General features: G+C 63.2%; 14 protein-coding genes. 4 read left to right on the plus strand and 10 right to left on the minus strand.

Annotated features, from left to right (window positions below; all coding sequences use genetic code 11):
* Window positions 1-177: 177 nt before the first annotated feature.
* Genes FHT70_RS10235 through FHT70_RS10245 form a run of 3 tightly spaced genes read left to right on the plus strand, consistent with a single transcriptional unit; the run spans window position 178 to window position 3,418 of the window.
* Window positions 178-1,125, plus strand: coding sequence for an ABC transporter permease (locus tag FHT70_RS10235; RefSeq protein ID WP_183700718.1), 948 nt, complete (start codon window positions 178-180; stop codon window positions 1,123-1,125).
* 2 nt (window positions 1,126-1,127) lie between these two features.
* Window positions 1,128-1,988, plus strand: coding sequence for an ABC transporter permease (locus FHT70_RS10240; RefSeq protein WP_183700720.1), 861 nt, complete (start codon window positions 1,128-1,130; stop codon window positions 1,986-1,988).
* 35 nt (window positions 1,989-2,023) lie between these two features.
* Window positions 2,024-3,418 (plus strand): amidase, encoded by a 1,395-nt coding sequence (locus FHT70_RS10245; RefSeq protein WP_183700784.1) that lies wholly within the window; start codon window positions 2,024-2,026, stop codon window positions 3,416-3,418.
* On the opposite strand, the gene FHT70_RS10250 is transcribed toward FHT70_RS10245, so the two are convergent.
* The 3 genes from FHT70_RS10250 to FHT70_RS10260 all read right to left on the minus strand — a co-directional run bounded on the left by FHT70_RS10250 (window position 3,408) and on the right by FHT70_RS10260 (window position 6,204).
* Window positions 3,408-4,265, minus strand: a complete 858-nt coding sequence (locus tag FHT70_RS10250; RefSeq protein ID WP_183700722.1) for an NlpC/P60 family protein — start codon at window positions 4,263-4,265, stop codon at window positions 3,408-3,410. The two genes, FHT70_RS10245 and FHT70_RS10250, sit on opposite strands and share 11 nt — an antisense overlap.
* 24 nt (window positions 4,266-4,289) lie before the next feature.
* Window positions 4,290-4,640: a MarR family winged helix-turn-helix transcriptional regulator gene (locus FHT70_RS10255; RefSeq protein ID WP_011423607.1), complete on the minus strand. Its 351-nt coding sequence runs from the start codon at window positions 4,638-4,640 to the stop codon at window positions 4,290-4,292.
* A gap of 172 nt (window positions 4,641-4,812) precedes the next feature.
* Window positions 4,813-6,204, minus strand: coding sequence for a M17 family metallopeptidase (locus FHT70_RS10260; RefSeq protein ID WP_183700724.1), 1,392 nt, complete (start codon window positions 6,202-6,204; stop codon window positions 4,813-4,815).
* Window positions 6,205-6,345: 141 nt separating this feature from the next.
* Here FHT70_RS10260 and FHT70_RS10265 point away from each other — a divergent pair, with 141 nt between their 5' ends.
* A complete protein-coding gene (locus tag FHT70_RS10265; protein WP_183700726.1) occupies window positions 6,346-7,185 on the plus strand; it encodes a tetratricopeptide repeat protein in 840 nt (279 codons plus the stop codon).
* A gap of 41 nt (window positions 7,186-7,226) precedes the next feature.
* Here the strand turns inward: FHT70_RS10265 and FHT70_RS10270 are convergent, their stop codons facing one another.
* From FHT70_RS10270 to FHT70_RS10300, 7 genes are all read right to left on the minus strand, one after another.
* On the minus strand, window positions 7,227-7,859 hold the full coding sequence (locus FHT70_RS10270; RefSeq protein ID WP_183700728.1) for a LysE family translocator: 633 nt from the start codon (window positions 7,857-7,859) through the stop codon (window positions 7,227-7,229).
* A gap of 127 nt (window positions 7,860-7,986) precedes the next feature.
* Entirely contained in the window at window positions 7,987-8,973 is a 987-nt protein-coding gene (locus FHT70_RS10275; protein WP_097600388.1) for a type II secretion system F family protein, read from the minus strand.
* A gap of 15 nt (window positions 8,974-8,988) precedes the next feature.
* Complete coding sequence (locus FHT70_RS10280; RefSeq protein WP_097600389.1) at window positions 8,989-9,996, minus strand: type II secretion system F family protein; 1,008 nt, start codon at window positions 9,994-9,996, stop codon at window positions 8,989-8,991.
* A 4-nt stretch (window positions 9,997-10,000) separates the two neighbouring features.
* Window positions 10,001-11,479: a CpaF family protein gene (locus FHT70_RS10285; protein WP_183700730.1), complete on the minus strand. Its 1,479-nt coding sequence runs from the start codon at window positions 11,477-11,479 to the stop codon at window positions 10,001-10,003.
* A 30-nt stretch (window positions 11,480-11,509) separates the two neighbouring features.
* The gene (locus tag FHT70_RS10290; protein WP_183700732.1) at window positions 11,510-12,787 is read right to left on the minus strand and encodes a CpaE family protein; all 1,278 of its coding nucleotides are present in this window, start codon (window positions 12,785-12,787) and stop codon (window positions 11,510-11,512) included.
* Window positions 12,788-12,801: 14 nt separating this feature from the next.
* A complete protein-coding gene (locus FHT70_RS10295; RefSeq protein WP_183700739.1) occupies window positions 12,802-13,554 on the minus strand; it encodes a CpaD family pilus assembly lipoprotein in 753 nt (250 codons plus the stop codon).
* Window positions 13,551-15,047, minus strand: coding sequence for a type II and III secretion system protein family protein (locus FHT70_RS10300; RefSeq protein ID WP_085776590.1), 1,497 nt, complete (start codon window positions 15,045-15,047; stop codon window positions 13,551-13,553). The genes FHT70_RS10295 and FHT70_RS10300 overlap by 4 nt, the downstream gene beginning before the upstream one ends.
* Between the last annotated feature and the right edge of the window lie 7 nt (window positions 15,048-15,054).

Raw genomic sequence — 15,054 nt, forward strand, 5'->3', positions numbered from 1 at the left:
CTTGACCCGAGCATCCACACCACATCCATCAACAGCAGTGGCATGGATCCCAGGCTCAAGGTCTGGGGCGGAAAGTGAGGTTAGCGTTCTCGCCAAACTCGCCGCCGGCGCGGCGGGTGCTCCGCGTGAGGGCAAAAGGGGCCTGCCGCGTCCCGCCGCAGTCGTTCTCGACCCCATATGATCACCCTCCTCGCCCGCCGCTTCGCCGGCCTGTTCCTCACACTTCTCATCGTCTCGCTGCTGATCTTCGCGGTCATGGATCTTCTGCCGGGCGACCCCGCCTCGATCATGCTCGGCACCTCGGCAAGCCCGGAGACGCTGGCGGCGTTGCGTCACGAGCTCGGCCTCGACCAGCCGCTCATCCTGCGTTACGGCCAATGGCTCGCCGGCGTGCTGTCGGGCAATCTCGGCCAATCCTACACCTACGGCGTCCCGGTCGCCGGATTGATCGTCGAGCGGCTGGCGGTGACGCTGCCGCTTGCGCTGATGGCAATCGTGCTGTCGGTGGCGATTGCCCTGCCGCTCGGCGCCCTGGCGGCTACGCGCCGCGGCGGTGTCTTCGCCATCATCGCAACGCTCTTTTCGCAGATCAGCATCGCTGTGCCCGCCTTCTGGGTGGCGCTGCTCATGATCATCCTCTTCTCGACGCTGCTCGGACTGATGCCGGCCGGCGGCTTTCCGGGCTGGAGCGCCGGTATTCTACAAGCATTACAGGCGCTTGTGATGCCGGCCGTCGCGCTGGCAATGCCGCAGGCGGGTGTGTTGACGCGTGTCGCACGATCGGCGGTGCTCGACACGATGCATGAGGATTTTGCCCGCACCGCGGTGGCCAAGGGGCTGTCTCGTCAAGCGGTGCTGTGGCGGCATATCGTGCCGAATGCGCTGATCCCGATCCTGACGATGATCGGGCTGCAGTTCACCTTTCTCGTCGCCGGTGCGGTGCTGGTGGAAAACGTCTTCAACCTGCCCGGCCTCGGGCGGCTCGCCGTTCAGGCGCTCTCTCAGCGCGATATTATCGTGATGCAGGACGTCGTGCTGTTCTTCGCAGCCCTCGTCATCGTGATGAATTTCATTGTCGATCTTTCCTATCTCGCGATCGATCCCAGGATGAGAAGGACGGCTTGACGATGGCGTCGTTCTCATCCACCGCCATCGCCGGCCATCGGCGGTTTAAACTTGGTCGGCGAATAAATCTTGTTTCCGGAGCTGCGATCATCGGCCTGCTCGTTGCCATCGCACTGCTGTCGCTCATCTGGACGCCGCTGCCGCCGGCAAAAATGCAGATCGTCCATAAGCTCCAGCCGCCTCTCGCCTTCGGTCTGCTCGGCACCGATCAGTTCGGCCGTGACGTGCTTTCGATGCTGATGGCAGGCTGCTGGAACTCGCTGTCGATCGCCATCACGTCGGTCGTGATCGGCGGATCGCTCGGTTCGATCGCCGGCATTTCGGCAGCGGCGATCCGAGGTCCCTTCGAAACGCTGCTGATGCGCATCTGCGACGTCGTCTTCGCCCTGCCGCCGATCCTGTCGGCGATGATGCTCGGCGCCTTTCTCGGGCCCGGCCGACTGACGGCAATTGCCGCGATTGCCGTCTTCATGATTCCGGTCTTTGCCCGGGTGACGCTGGCAACGGCGCTGCAGGCCTGGAGCCGCGACTATGTGACGGCGGCGCGGGCGATCGGCAATACGCGCCTGACCATTTCACTGCGCCATGTGCTGCCGAATATCATCAGCCAGATCATTGTACACGGGGCGATCCAGCTAGGGCTGGCGATCCTGACCGAAGCGGGCCTCAGCTTTCTCGGGCTCGGCATGGCGCCGCCGGCGCCGACCTGGGGAAGGATGCTTGCCGATGCGCAGACCTATCTGGCGCTCGCCCCCTGGCTGGCGATCCTGCCCGGCCTTGCCATCGCGCTGACCGTGCTCGGCTTCAACATGCTGGGCGACGGGTTGCGCGATCTTCTCGACCCGCGCGAGGCGAGCCGCTGATGTCCTCCCGAAACCAACCGCCGAAGATCCGTGCCATGGCCGAAACCGACCTTACCATCCGCGAGCTCAGACGGCGCTTTGCCGATAAAAGCCTCTCCCCGCTCGAATACTGGCTCTCCCTCGAAGACCATATCGCCGCCTGGGAGCCGTCGATTTCCGCACTTTACCTCTACGATCCGGAAGCGGCGCGCGCGCGGGCGAAAGCTTCGACGGAGCGCTGGGCGAAGGGACAAACGCTCGGTGCGCTCGATGGCATACCGGTAACGCTGAAAGAACTGATCGCGACGAAAGGCCAGCCGGTGCCGCTCGGCACCAGGGCGGTGGATCTCAAACCGGCCGAGGCCGACGCACCGGCGGCCGCGCGGCTGCGCGAGGACGGCGCGGTGATCTTTGCCAAGACCACCTGCCCGGATTACGGCATGCTTTCCTCCGGCCTGTCGAGCTTTCATCCTCTCAGTCGCAATCCCTGGGACAGGATGCAGAACCCCGGCGGATCGAGCGCCGGCGCTGCCGCGGCGGCGGCAGCCGGCTACGGGCCGCTGCATATCGGCACCGATATCGGCGGCTCGGTGCGGCTTCCGGCCGGCTGGACCGGCATCTTCGGCTTCAAGCCGAGCCACGGGCGCATTCCGGCCGATCCCTATTATGTCGGGCGCTGCGTCGGCCCGATGACGCGCACCGTCCAGGACGCAGCCTTTTCGATGGCGACGCTGTCCCGGCCCGACTGGCGCGACGGCACCAGCCTGCCGCCGAACGATTTCGACTGGATGAATCTCGATATCGACATGTCGGGCATGACGATCGGGCTGATGCTCGACGCCGGCTGCGGCCTTGCGGTCGACGACGAGATCGGGGCCTCGGTCGAAGCGGCGGCAAAGCGTTTCGAAGCGGCCGGGGCGACCGTCATCTCCGTTCAACCGGTGCTGACACGCGCGATGCTTGACGGGCTCGACACATTCTGGCGCGCCCGCCTCTGGAGCGAGATCGCCGGCCTGGACGAAGCGCGGCGCGACAGTATCCTGCCCTATATCGGGGATTGGGCGAAGGCCGGTGCCGATATCAGCGGCGTCGATGCAGTCAGAGGCTTCAATCAGACGATCGAAATGCGCAGAAACTGCGGACGGCTGTTTACGACTGTCGACGCCCTGCTTTCACCGACCAACCCGATCATCTCCTATCCGGCCGAATGGGCATCGCCGACCAACGATCCGGCAAGGCCGTTCGAACATATCGCTTTCACCGTGCCATGGAACATGTCGGAGCAGCCGGCCGCCTCGATCAATTGCGGCTTCTCCCGGTCGGGTCTGCCGATCGGACTGCAGATCGTCGGGCCGCGCTTCGACGACATGCGGGTGCTGAGACTGTCGAAAGCCTTCGAGGATTGGACCGGCGGCGTAAAATCCTGGCCGCGGCCACCGGTCACATCATAACGCGGCGATAGCCGGTCGGCTGCTCGTAGAGCCGGCCGATGCGCTCGACGGCGGCCTCGAAATTCTCGCGCGCCACCGTCATGCTGTGACCGTTGGCATGGAGGATGGTTTCCCCATCCTCGAAAATGGCGACGTGCCCCTTCCAGAACGCGAGATCGCCGCGGCGGATTTCGGAGCGGTCGATCGGCTGGCCGAGACCGGCAGCCTGCATGTCGGCATCGCGCGGCGCTTGTCTGCCGACCATCAGCATCGCCAGCTGGACGAGGCCCGAGCAATCGATGCCGAGGCCGGAACGGCCACCCCAGAGATAAGGCGTTTCCAGGAAACGGGCGGCGATATCGACGTAATCGCCCCCGTCGAGCGCGCCGATCGGCTGGACGTGGCGGGCGAAGATCGCCGTTCCATCCTCAAGCACGACATAATGATTGCCGCGCGTTTCCGCCTCGCCGGCGACGTGGATCCGGCTTCCCATCGACAGCACGGCCTGGTGGGGTTTGCGCAGCTCCGGTTCCGGATAGAGGAAGGTGCGCGGCACGGTGACGATGTGGGTCGGCGCCTGCCCGGTTTGCGAGAGCGCCTCTGCCTTGAGATAGCCGACATAGCCGTCGGAGGCAGCTTTTACCCAGCACCAGCCGTCGGCACGATCGAAAACGGTCACCTCCTCGCCGAGGAGCAGTTCCGTATCGATGCCGCGGGCAAGTTCCGGCTCAGGGCGCAGGGCAGCGACGGGAACGGCAACACGCGCTGCGGCGCCTTCCTCGAAGCGCGATGCCTCCACCTTGCCCTTGAGCCCCGCTTCCGCGAGATCCGGCCGATAGGCATGCAGGCGGCGGTCGAGCATCATCATTTATGTTCCTCTCAGATCGCCCTTTTAGATCGGTAGGCGCCGGCCCTGATCTCGCACGAGATCGCCGAGCTTTTCCAGGTAAAGCGCACCGCCGACGGTACGTTTGATGATCACATTACGACGGTCGGCATCGTCGCGCACGCGATCAACCAGGCCCATCTCGCCCATCGTATCCAAGGCGCGGGTAATGACCGGCTTGGTGACGTTGAGCGTGGCGGCAAGCCCGCGCACCGTGTGGGGCGGCGGCACGAGGTAAATATGCAGGAGGATCGCCATCTGGCGCAATGTCAAATCGCGGTCGTCATGACGAACCTGGTCGAGCGCCACGCCATGCCAGAGCCCCAGCGCCTGCGACGCGGTCAGTTCGATCGGCACGGCCCCTCCGGAAATCGTTACGCTAGCGTTTCATTTTCCGGCAGTTGTCGTGGACATGCAAGTGGTGGCGGGAACTGCCGTCCGGCAGGGTGAATAAAATTTTAACGATCGGCCGCCAGGCGCAGTGCGCAACAGAGTCGTGCAAATGCGCCTTAGCATTATCCAGGAGGCGTCAGCGCAGGCTGGTGCGAATATGGTGAAAGAGCGCGCGGATCGCCTGTGCCTCGCCGCCGCCGGGCGAATGTGGCCGTTCGGACGGAGCCCAACCGTAAATATCGAAATGCGCCCAGCTCTTGGTCTTGCTGACGAAGCGCTTGAGGAAAAGCGCGGCGGTGATCGACCCCGCCATGCCGCCGGCCGGGGCATTCGTCAGGTCGGCGAATTTGGCGCGGACATCTTTTTCGTAGCCGGCATAGAGCGGCAGGCGCCAGATCGGATCATCCGTCTCTAGGCTTGCTTCGGTCAGGTCATGGGCCAGATTGGCATCATCGGTGAAGAAGGGCGGAAGATCCGGACCGAGGGCAACGCGGGCAGCCCCCGTCAGCGTCGCCATGTCGATCAAAAGTTCGGGCTCTTCCTCGTCGGCATAGGCAAGCGCATCGGCCAGGATCAACCGGCCCTCGGCGTCGGTGTTGTCGATCTGGACTGTCAGGCCCTTGCGGCTGCGGTAGATGTCGCCGGGGCGGAAGGCATTGGAGGAGATGGCGTTTTCGACGACCGGGACGATGACGCGCAGATCGACCTTCAGCTTGGCGTCCATGATCATCAGGGCCAGTCCCATGACATTTGCCGCGCCGCCCATATCCTTCTTCATCAGCAGCATCGAGGCGGCAGGCTTGATGTCGAGACCGCCGGTATCGAAGCAGACGCCCTTGCCGACGAGCGTTACCTTGCGATGACCCTTCTTGCCCCAGCGCAGCTCAAGAAGACGCGGCGCATCGGCGCTGGCGCGGCCGACGGTGTGAACCAGCGGGAAATTCTGCTTGAGCAGTTCATCGCCCGTGATGACCGATAGTTCCGCCTTGTAATGTCCGGCCAGGGCGCGGAAAGCGGCCTCGAGCTGGTCCGGTCCCATGTCGTTTGTCGGCGTATTGATGAGGTCGCGGGCAAGAAAGACGCCGGCGAGCTGGCGCTTGATGTCGGCGCCGTCGGCATCGCGGGGGATCATCAAGGTCGCTGCCGACGACTTTTCCGATTTGTAGCGATCGAAACGGTAGCTGCCGAGCCCGAAGCCGAGGGCGAGGCGATTTGCCGTCAGCGGCGCGGTCTCAATGTGCCAGTCGCCGGCGGGCAGCGCACGGGCCAGCCTGCCGGTGATGTAGGGCTGTTCGGACGGGTTGGTCCCCAGGCCGAAAAGCGCACCGCCGAGCTGGCCGTCGGAAGTCGGGATCAGCAAAAGCGAACCGCTTTCGGCCTTGTATCCCGCCTTGCGCGCCCAATCGAGCGCAATCGGATCGATCGTGCCGGTCTCGATATGGGCAGGGGTGACGGCAAAGATCGGCAGCGTCGAGCCACCCTTCGTGTTGAAAGGAGTCGGTCTTTCGATGAACTGATAGGGGGCCATGATTGTCCTTTGGCGGTCGTCAGGAATCGTTCCTTAACGGTCTGTTAGGGTTAACAGACTATTGCTGGAGCGAAGATTGCGTCAAACCTTTCCCTGTTCCGCTTCGAGGTCAGGCGCCGATTTCGGAATCAGGAACGCAACATGCCTGCCTCGCGCATCACCATATCCACCAACCGTATCCTGCGGGGCGCAGCAGCTTCGCTGATCATCCTCGCGCTTGCCGGCTGCTCGACGACGGCCAAGGACCGGATGACGACGGGCTCGGTGCCGAAGCTTACCAAGCCGGTCGAAGAGATGGGTGCGACCGAGCTGCGCTTGGCGACGGAGCGGATCGGCCAGGCCTATGAAAAGAACCCGCGCGATCCCGTCAATGGCGTCAACTATGCCAACCTGCTGCGCATGAGCGGCCGCGACGCGCAGGCGCTCGCCGTCATGCAGCAGGTGGCGATCGCCAATCCGGGGGACCGCAATGTGCTGGCCGCCTATGGCAAGGCGCAGGCGGCGGCCGGACAGTTCCAGCAGGCGCTCGACACGATCGGCCGCGCCCAGACACCCGATCGTCCCGACTGGAGGCTGATCTCGGCCGAAGGCGCAATCCTGGACCAGATGGGCCGGGCGAGCGAGGCCCGGCAGCGCTACCGCGACGCGCTCGACATTCAGCCGAACGAACCTTCCATCCTTTCCAACCTCGGCATGTCCTATGTGCTGACCGGCGATCTGCGCACGGCCGAAACCTATCTGCGCTCCGCCGCCGGGCAGCCGACCGCCGACAGCCGCGTCCGGCAGAATCTTGCCCTCGTCGTCGGCCTGCAAGGGCGTTTTGCAGAAGCCGAACAGATCGCGCGGCGGGAGCTTTCGCCGCAGCAGGCCGATGCCAACGTGGCCTATCTCAAGGGTATGCTCTCGCAGCAGAATTCCTGGCAGAAGCTCGCTGCCAAGGACAAGGCGCCGGGCGCCGCCGGTGACAGCAACACCAACTGACCTCGTCATTTTGCCGGAGGACCAGCCCTTCTCCGCCTGAGTTACCTGACGCTGAGGCCCGAAAGAATGAGCCGCAGACCAAGACCGCCCATCACCGCACTGGCGGCCCGGTCGATCCAGCCCTTGGCATGGAGATAGAGCCGCCGCGGGTGGCGGGCCGAAAAGGCGAGTGCCACGATCGAATACCAACCCGCCTCCACCGAGAAGACGCCGACCGGCAATGCGACGAGAAGATCGAGCGGCACCGTCCGCGGCAGAAGCGCCGCAAAAAGGCTGGCGTAGACGATGATGGTCTTCGGGTTGCTGAGCTGCGTCAGCAACGCGGTCATGAAGCTGCGCACGGGCGCACGATGGCCATTGACGGCATCGGAAAGCTCGATCGGCTTTGCGGCGCCTCGCCAGATATTGACGGCGATGTAGAGGAGATAAGCACCGCCCGCCACCTTGAGCAGCACATAGAGCCATTCGAATTGCGACAGCAATGCCGTCAGACCGGCGAGCGCCAGACCGGCGAAAACGACGCCGCCGGCACCCATGCCGAATGCGGCCGCAAGTCCATCCAGCCGCGAACGGGAGATGGCGATCCTGGAGACGACGACGAAGCTCGGGCCGGGGCTCATCGCGCCGACGACCAAGGCTGCCATGATGCTGATGAAAATGCCTGCGGAAGACATCGGACCCTCTCCTTCGGAATCGGATAGCGCTGGGGAAAACGGCGGTCACTTCCGTGCTGCCGACCGCCCCATCCCGTTTACCAGCTATGCCAGCGCCGGTCACGCGGGTCGAAGTGGCCCCTGCGGTTCAGAACCTATCCGCCACCTGGATGCCGGCCGGGCCGAGAATGACCGCGATCAGCACCGGCAGGAAGAACAGGATCATCGGCACCGTCAGTTTCGGCGGCAGGGCGGCTGCCTTCTTTTCCGCTTCGTTCATCCGCTCGTCGCGTCCTTCCTGGGCGAGAACGCGCAGCGCCTGCGCAACCGGCGTGCCGTAGCGGTCCGCCTGGATCAGCGCCTGGGCCACCGAACGCACCAGTTCGAGCTGCGTGCGCGCGGCGAGATTATCGAGCGCCACGCGACGATCCGGCAGGAAGGAGAGTTCGGCGGTGGTCAACACCATCTCCTCGGCAAGCGGCGGCGACTGCTCGCCGAGCTCCTCCGACACGCGACGCATCGCCGCCTCCATCGAGATGCCGGATTCGACGCAGATCAGCATCAGGTCCAGCGCATCCGGCCAGGCGCGCTTGATCGAGTGCTGTCGCTTGCTCATGCGATTGGAGATATAGATATTCGGCGCATAAAAGCCGAGATAGGCGATGCCGATGACGGCGAGCATACGTATGGGCATGCCGCGCTCAGCAAGGCCGCCGAGACCGAAGACCCAGAAGGCGGCGAGCGCGAGGAAGAGAAATGGCAGCAGGAAGCGCGCGACGAGAAAGGTATTCAGCGCATTTTCCGAGCGAAAACCCGCGGCACGCAGCTTGTTGACCGTGTTTTCGTCGACAAGCGCCTTGCGCAGGTTGAAGCGTTCGACAATCTGGCGGACCGAGCGGTTGTTCTGATTTCTGAGCGAAGCCTTGCCGGCGCCCGGTTCGGTGTTCATGCGGGCGCGTTCGCGGGCGCGGATCTGCTCGCGCTCGGTCGAGACAGCTTTCATGCGCTTGCTGAGATCGCCGCGCTCGAAGAAGGGGATGGCGATCGTGTAGAAAGTCGCGAAGACGGCGATCGCGACGAAAACAGCGATCAACATGCTCGGATTGGTCAGCGTTGCGGCAAGATCCTGCGACATGGTGCTTCTCTCCCGCTAGATGTCGAAATTGACCATGTTGCGCATGACGAGGATGCCGATCGACATCCAGATCGCCGAGGCGCCCATGATGAAATGGCCGCGCGGATCGGTGAAAAGGACGATCATGTAGTTCGGCGAGGTGAGGTAAACGAGGGTCGCGACGATAAAGGGCAGAGCACCGATGATGACGGCGGACGCCTTGGCTTCCATCGACAGTGCCGAGACCTTGGCCTTCATCTTCCTGCGCTCGCGCAGCACCTTTGACAGGTTGCCGATCGCCTCGGAGAGATTGCCGCCGGCCTGCGACTGGATAGCGATGACGATCGCGAAGAAGTTGACTTCCTGGAGCGGCATCTGGAGCGTCATGCGGGCGCAGGCGTCGGGAATGCTGAGGCCAACTTGCTGGGCTTCGATCACCCGGCGGAATTCGCTCTTCACCGGCTCAGTGCCTTCAGTCGCGATAAGGCGGATCGCATCGTTGAGCGGCAATCCCGATTTGATCGAGCGGGTGATGACATCGAGCGCATTGGGGAACTCGTTGAGGAACTTGTTCTGGCGGCGCTTGATCAGGAAACCGACGACCCAACGCGGCAGGCCGAGTCCGGCCACGAAAGCGATGCCGATCATGACCATCCACGACGCGCCGATGATGAAAGCCATGAACAGCAGCACCGAAGCGAAAATGGCGCTGAAGAGATAGAACTGCGTCAGCGTGATCGTCAGGCCGGCCTGCACCAGCCGCGATTTCATCGACAGCGTCTTCTTGGTCTTTTCGTTCTGGCGCTTTTCTAGATCCTTCAGGTTGTCCTGCACCGATTTGCGCCGCTTCGACATCTCCTGCACCCGGTCGCGGGCAGCCTTGACCTTGGCGCGGTCGACCTCAGCCGATTTGACACGGTTGATGCGGCTTGCCGATTTCTTGTCGGCCTCGATCCGGGAAAACAACAGGGCATAGGCGACCGCCGCAGCGGATACAGCGGCGAGGACGACGATTGCCAGGACTAGCGGATCGAATCCGAACATCACCCTATTCCTTCGATTTCGCTTCCATCGCGTCGAGGGCAGCGGCCAGGCGCTTTTCCTCGTTGAAGTAACGAGCCCGATCCCAGAAATGCGGTTTGCCGACGCCGGTCGACATGTGCCGGCCGATCAGTCGGCCGCCCGCATCCTCGCCCTCGATCTCGTAGCGCATCAGATCCTGGGTGATGATGACGTCGCCTTCCATGCCGATCACCTCGGTAATCTGTGTGATGCGACGCGAACCGTCGCGCAGGCGTGCCGCCTGGATGATGACGTCGACGGAGGTGGAGATGATCTCGCGGACCGTCTTTGCCGGCAGCGTGAAGCCGCCCATCGCGATCATGGATTCGATACGGCTCAGGCATTCGCGCGGCGTGTTGGCGTGGATCGTGCCCATCGAGCCGTCGTGACCGGTGTTCATCGCCTGCAAGAGGTCGAAGACTTCAGGTCCGCGCACTTCGCCGACGATGATGCGTTCGGGACGCATGCGCAGGCAGTTCTTGACGAGATCGCGCATGGTGATCTCGCCCTCGCCTTCGATATTCGGCGGACGCGTTTCCAAACGCACGACATGCGGCTGCTGCAGCTGCAGTTCGGCCGTGTCCTCGCAGGTGATGACGCGCTCATCCCGGTCGATATAGTTGGTAAGGCAGTTCAGGAGGGTCGTTTTACCGGAGCCCGTGCCGCCCGAGATGATGACGTTGCAGCGCACGCGCCCGATGATCTGCAGCACGGTCGCGCCTTCCGGCGTGATCGCGCCGAAACGGACGAGCTGATCGAGCGTCAGCTTGTCCTTCTTGAACTTGCGGATGGTGAGCGCCGGCCCGTCGATCGACAGCGGCGGCGCGATGACGTTGACGCGCGAGCCATCGGGCAGGCGCGCGTCGCAGATCGGGCTCGATTCATCGACGCGACGGCCGACCTGGCTGACAATGCGCTGGCAGATGGAGAGAAGCTGCGCATTATCGCGGAAGCGGATTTCCGATTCGATCGTCTTGCCGCCAACTTCGATGAAGGTCTGGCCGGCGCCGTTGACCATGATGTCGGCGATGTCGTCGCGCGCCAGCAAGGGCTCCAGCGGACCGTAGCCCAGAACGTCATTGCAGATATCCTCGAGCAGTTCTTCCTGCTCGGAGATCGACATCGCAAAATTCTTGATGGTGATGATGTCGTTGACGATGTCGCGGATTTCCTCGCGCGCGCTTTCGCCATCGAGCTTGGAAAGCTGCGAGAGATCGATCGTGTCGATCAGCGCGGAAAATACCTGCTGTTTGGTATCATAATATTCGTCGGTGCGAACGGGCCGCTTGCGCTGCGGCGCCTGCATCGGCGGCGGCGTCATCTGCTGGCGCAAGGGTTCGCGCTGGGGTTCGACGAGGACGGCAGGAGAAGAAGTCACGGGGGCGGCGGCCGGGGCCGGCGGCGGCGGAGGAGCTATTGCGCCTCCGGCCTTTCCGAAACCTTCGTTTCCGCGTTTTCCAAACATGCCGCTTAATCCGATCTCTTCATTCTACATCTACTTCCGCTTCAGGAGGCCGAGCAGGCCGCCCTTCTTCGCCTTCTTGATGGCGACCCGGCCGGTGACGATGTGCGATATCTGCGAAAAGGTTTCGGCCGTCGGCGACTTCGGATCGACTTCCGAGATCATCCGGCCGCTGTTGGCGGCGTTACCGAAGAGGTTGATGTCAAAGGGAATGATCGCGATCGGATCGGTCTCCAGCGGCTCACAGAAATCCGACGGCGATATCTCCGGACGCTTCGGCATGCCGACCTGATTGAGGATCAGATGCGGCGGCTTGTCATTCGGCCGCATCTTGCGCAGCGCGTCCAGCATGTTTTTGGTGTTGCGCAGGTTGGCAAGGTCGGGAACCGCGGTGATGACCACCTCGTCGACACTCGCCAAAACCGTGCGCGTCCACTCCGACCACGCGTGCGGAACGTCGAGCACGGTGACGGGCGCGCTGCGCTGCAGGACATCGAGCACCGGCTGGAAAGCCTGGCCATCGAAATCATAGGCGCGGTCGAGCAGCGAGGGTGCGGCAAGCAGGGAAAGGTGTTCTGAGCATTTCGTCAGCAGGCGGTCGAGGAAGACCTCGTCGAGCCGATCGGGCGCAAAGACCGCTTCGGCGATGCCCTGTGCCGGATCCTGATCGAAGTCGATATTGGCCGTGCCATAGGGCAGGTCGAGATCGGCGAGGATCGTCTCGGTGGAGAAAAGATGGGAAATACCAAAGGCGCAATTATGCGCAATGGTCGAGGCGCCGGTGCCGCCTTTCGAGCCGATGAAGGCTATGCTGCGGCCGAGCGGCTCGGCTTCCGGATCGACGAAGATCGAGGCCATTGCCGCCAGAATGTCGGGCATGGCAACCGGCTGGACCATATATTCGGAAATGCCGTTGCGGATGAGTTCGCGATAGAGCCCAATATCATTGTAGTAGCCGACGATCACGACCTTGGTCGTCGGATCGCAGACGGCGGCGAGCGGCGCAAGTTCGCCCAGCAGGCTTCCGGAATTGGCTTTGGTCTCGAGGATGATCAGGTTCGGCGTCGGAGCGCCGGCAAACATATTGGCGGCAGCGGCTATGCCGCCGCTGGTGATGCGCATGCTCACCTTCGCCATGCGCCGATCATTGGCGCAGCGTTCCATGACATGCTGCAGGGCCTCGCTTTCGCAAAAAGCGTGAACCGAGATGCGCGGCAACGGCCGCATATTTTCCAGATCCGCCATCCGCACCGCCTCTTCGGCGTGGCGAAGTTCGCTGGGGTTCCTGATTTCGTATTCGATTGCGCTCATCGTCCCGTTCCGCCTCAGAATCCGCTGTCGCTGGCATCTTCGATCGTCGTCGACGTCGTCCGGTATTCCTGGATGGCGTTGTTGCGCCGCTGTGCATCGATCGGCGTCATGCCGCGGGGCGCCACCAGGTCCTCCGGATTGGCGATCTGGGCGGCAAGGTTGTTCTGAGAGGCGCAGCCGAAGTTATAGTAGTTCTGGTTGGCGAAATCGTTGGAGATATCCTTCGGCCACTGGCCGCATTGCGTCGTGACCGCGGTCGTGCCGGTAAAGCTCAACCGGATCGGCGCCGCATCGCCGGCACCGGCAGCGGCATAGGACGTATTGATGATTTTCGAGCTTGCGATCCCTCTCGCCGCCAGCTCGGCGCGGACCTGGTTGCGCAGTTGATAGGCTGCTGCGGAATTGGGCGAACCTTCCGGCGACAGGACGTAAACCGGGCCCGAGGCGCGCGATATGTAGTTTGCAGCAAAGCCGCGGATGAGGTCGCGCTGCGCGATGGTCAGGCGGCGGTCGGTCGAGGCGACGGGTATATCCACCGTCTGCTCGGCCTCGGTGACGATGATCGGATGGCGGGCGCGGTAGTCGTCAGGGATCCCGCCTGTCGTCAGCTGGTCATGCGGACCAGCGCATCCGGACAGGATCGCCGCCGACATGACGGCCGCGGTAAAAAGCACCCTGGAGTAACCGAGGCGGTGTGTCGTCGCATTGATATGGGCCATCGCCTGATCTCTGTTCTGTGCCATTGCTGCCGATCGTGCCCCGCTCATTTGTAGATGAACCCGATCGAGCCGTGGAACTGCGCGTCGGCGACGGGCGCCTCGCGGCGGCCATAGACCTTGTTCACACGGTTGAGGAAGAAAGTTGCACCGTCATTCTCAGGGCTGAAATTGTCATCCGGCCGGTTGAGCTGATTGCGCGCCACCGGACGCACCAGGTAGGGTGTCGCGATGATCACAAGTTCGGTTTCCTGACGTTCGAAACCTTTCTGGCGAAACAGCGTGCCGAGAAGCGGGATCTTGGAGACGCCGGGCGTGCCGCCCATCGTCTGGGAAACATTGTCACGGATGAGGCCGGCCAGGGCGATCGAGCCGCCCGAGGGCAGTTCCACCGAAGTCTCCGCCGAACGGCGCTGATAGGTGGCGTTGCCGCTGCCGGCCACCGGCTCGGAGACGTTGGTCTTGATCTCCAGGCTGATGCGCCCGGACGACAGCACGACCGGTTTGAAGGCAAGATTGATACCGTAGTTGAAGGGAACGACAGTGACGTTGCCGTCGTTGTCGGTCGTCGAATACAGCTGCTGGCCGCCGGAATTGAAGGTCGCCGCCTGGCCGGATATCGCTGTCAACGTAGGCTCTGCAAGCGTCCTGACGACCTTGGCCTGCTCCAGGGCGTTAAGATAAGTCGAAATGTCGTATTTGCCGATCGAGCTTTTGAAGAGCGCCGCCAGGCCGCCGCCGACGGTGGCTGTGGCGCTGTCGGCGCTCGGAGCGCCAAGCTGAGCGACCGTCATGCCGGAGGAATTGGAGACGAGGTTGTCGAAGCCGAGCTGCTTCAGCACCTCGCGGCGAACCTCGGCGATCGTCACCTTGAGGGTGACCTGGTCCTCACCCTGGATCTGCAGCAGGTTGACGACCTGCGACGTCTGGCGGCCTTCGGCGAAGAGCGCCACCGAGCTGTCGCCGCCGGTGCCGGATGCCGTCTCGGTTCTCGTCGTCGCTTCGCCGCCCTTCAGGAAGACCTGCGCCAGATCGGCCGCTTGCGTGGCGTCCTGCGGCGTGCGAACGGTGCCGGTCAGCACAATATTGTCGGAGACGATTTCGACCTTGATGTTGGAGTCGGGAATGAAACGGCGGAGATTGGTTTCAAGGCCCGAGACATCGCGCTCGATCTCGATATCGAGATTGACGATCTCCTGCCCGCCGGCGCCGAAGACAAAGATATTCGTCTGGCCGACCTTCTTGCCGAACAGGTAGATGCGCCGCGAAGTGCGGGTCACGGCATCGGCCATGGTCGGGTCGGAGACGAGGATATCATGGGCATCCTCCGGCAGATCGACGACGACGGCCTTGTTGAGCCCGAGCTTCAGCCGGCGATGGGCGTCGGGGCCGGTCTGCGAGATGCGGACAAGGCTTTCCGCGGCACGCGCCTCACTGACAGCAAGAAGGGGCCCGAAAGAGGCCGGTGCCATGCCGGTCGCGCCGATTGCCAGCGAAAGGCAGCCTGTCAGGAGAAGCTTGGCGCGCCGCGTTGAATTACCCATTTGCACG

This window comes from Rhizobium sp. BK049 (assembly GCF_014193135.1).
In the GTDB taxonomy this organism is placed as follows: domain Bacteria; phylum Pseudomonadota; class Alphaproteobacteria; order Rhizobiales; family Rhizobiaceae; genus Rhizobium.

Excerpts from the sequence above, each read along its gene's own strand:
- FHT70_RS10275 (WP_097600388.1), bottom strand. The coding sequence starts at position 8,973 with ATGTCGCAGGATCTTGCCGCAACGCTGACCAATCCGAGCATGTTGATC.
- FHT70_RS10235 (WP_183700718.1), top strand. The coding sequence starts at position 178 with ATGATCACCCTCCTCGCCCGCCGCTTCGCCGGCCTGTTCCTCACACTT.
- FHT70_RS10290 (WP_183700732.1), bottom strand. The coding sequence starts at position 12,787 with ATGAGCGCAATCGAATACGAAATCAGGAACCCCAGCGAACTTCGCCAC.
- FHT70_RS10270 (WP_183700728.1), bottom strand. The coding sequence starts at position 7,859 with ATGTCTTCCGCAGGCATTTTCATCAGCATCATGGCAGCCTTGGTCGTC.
- FHT70_RS10300 (WP_085776590.1), bottom strand. The coding sequence starts at position 15,047 with ATGGGTAATTCAACGCGGCGCGCCAAGCTTCTCCTGACAGGCTGCCTT.
- FHT70_RS10260 (WP_183700724.1), bottom strand. The coding sequence starts at position 6,204 with ATGGCCCCCTATCAGTTCATCGAAAGACCGACTCCTTTCAACACGAAG.
- FHT70_RS10280 (WP_097600389.1), bottom strand. The coding sequence starts at position 9,996 with ATGTTCGGATTCGATCCGCTAGTCCTGGCAATCGTCGTCCTCGCCGCT.
- FHT70_RS10295 (WP_183700739.1), bottom strand. The coding sequence starts at position 13,554 with ATGAGCGGGGCACGATCGGCAGCAATGGCACAGAACAGAGATCAGGCG.
- FHT70_RS10240 (WP_183700720.1), top strand. The coding sequence starts at position 1,128 with ATGGCGTCGTTCTCATCCACCGCCATCGCCGGCCATCGGCGGTTTAAA.
- FHT70_RS10265 (WP_183700726.1), top strand. The coding sequence starts at position 6,346 with ATGCCTGCCTCGCGCATCACCATATCCACCAACCGTATCCTGCGGGGC.
- FHT70_RS10250 (WP_183700722.1), bottom strand. The coding sequence starts at position 4,265 with ATGATGATGCTCGACCGCCGCCTGCATGCCTATCGGCCGGATCTCGCG.
- FHT70_RS10245 (WP_183700784.1), top strand. The coding sequence starts at position 2,024 with ATGGCCGAAACCGACCTTACCATCCGCGAGCTCAGACGGCGCTTTGCC.
- FHT70_RS10285 (WP_183700730.1), bottom strand. The coding sequence starts at position 11,479 with ATGTTTGGAAAACGCGGAAACGAAGGTTTCGGAAAGGCCGGAGGCGCA.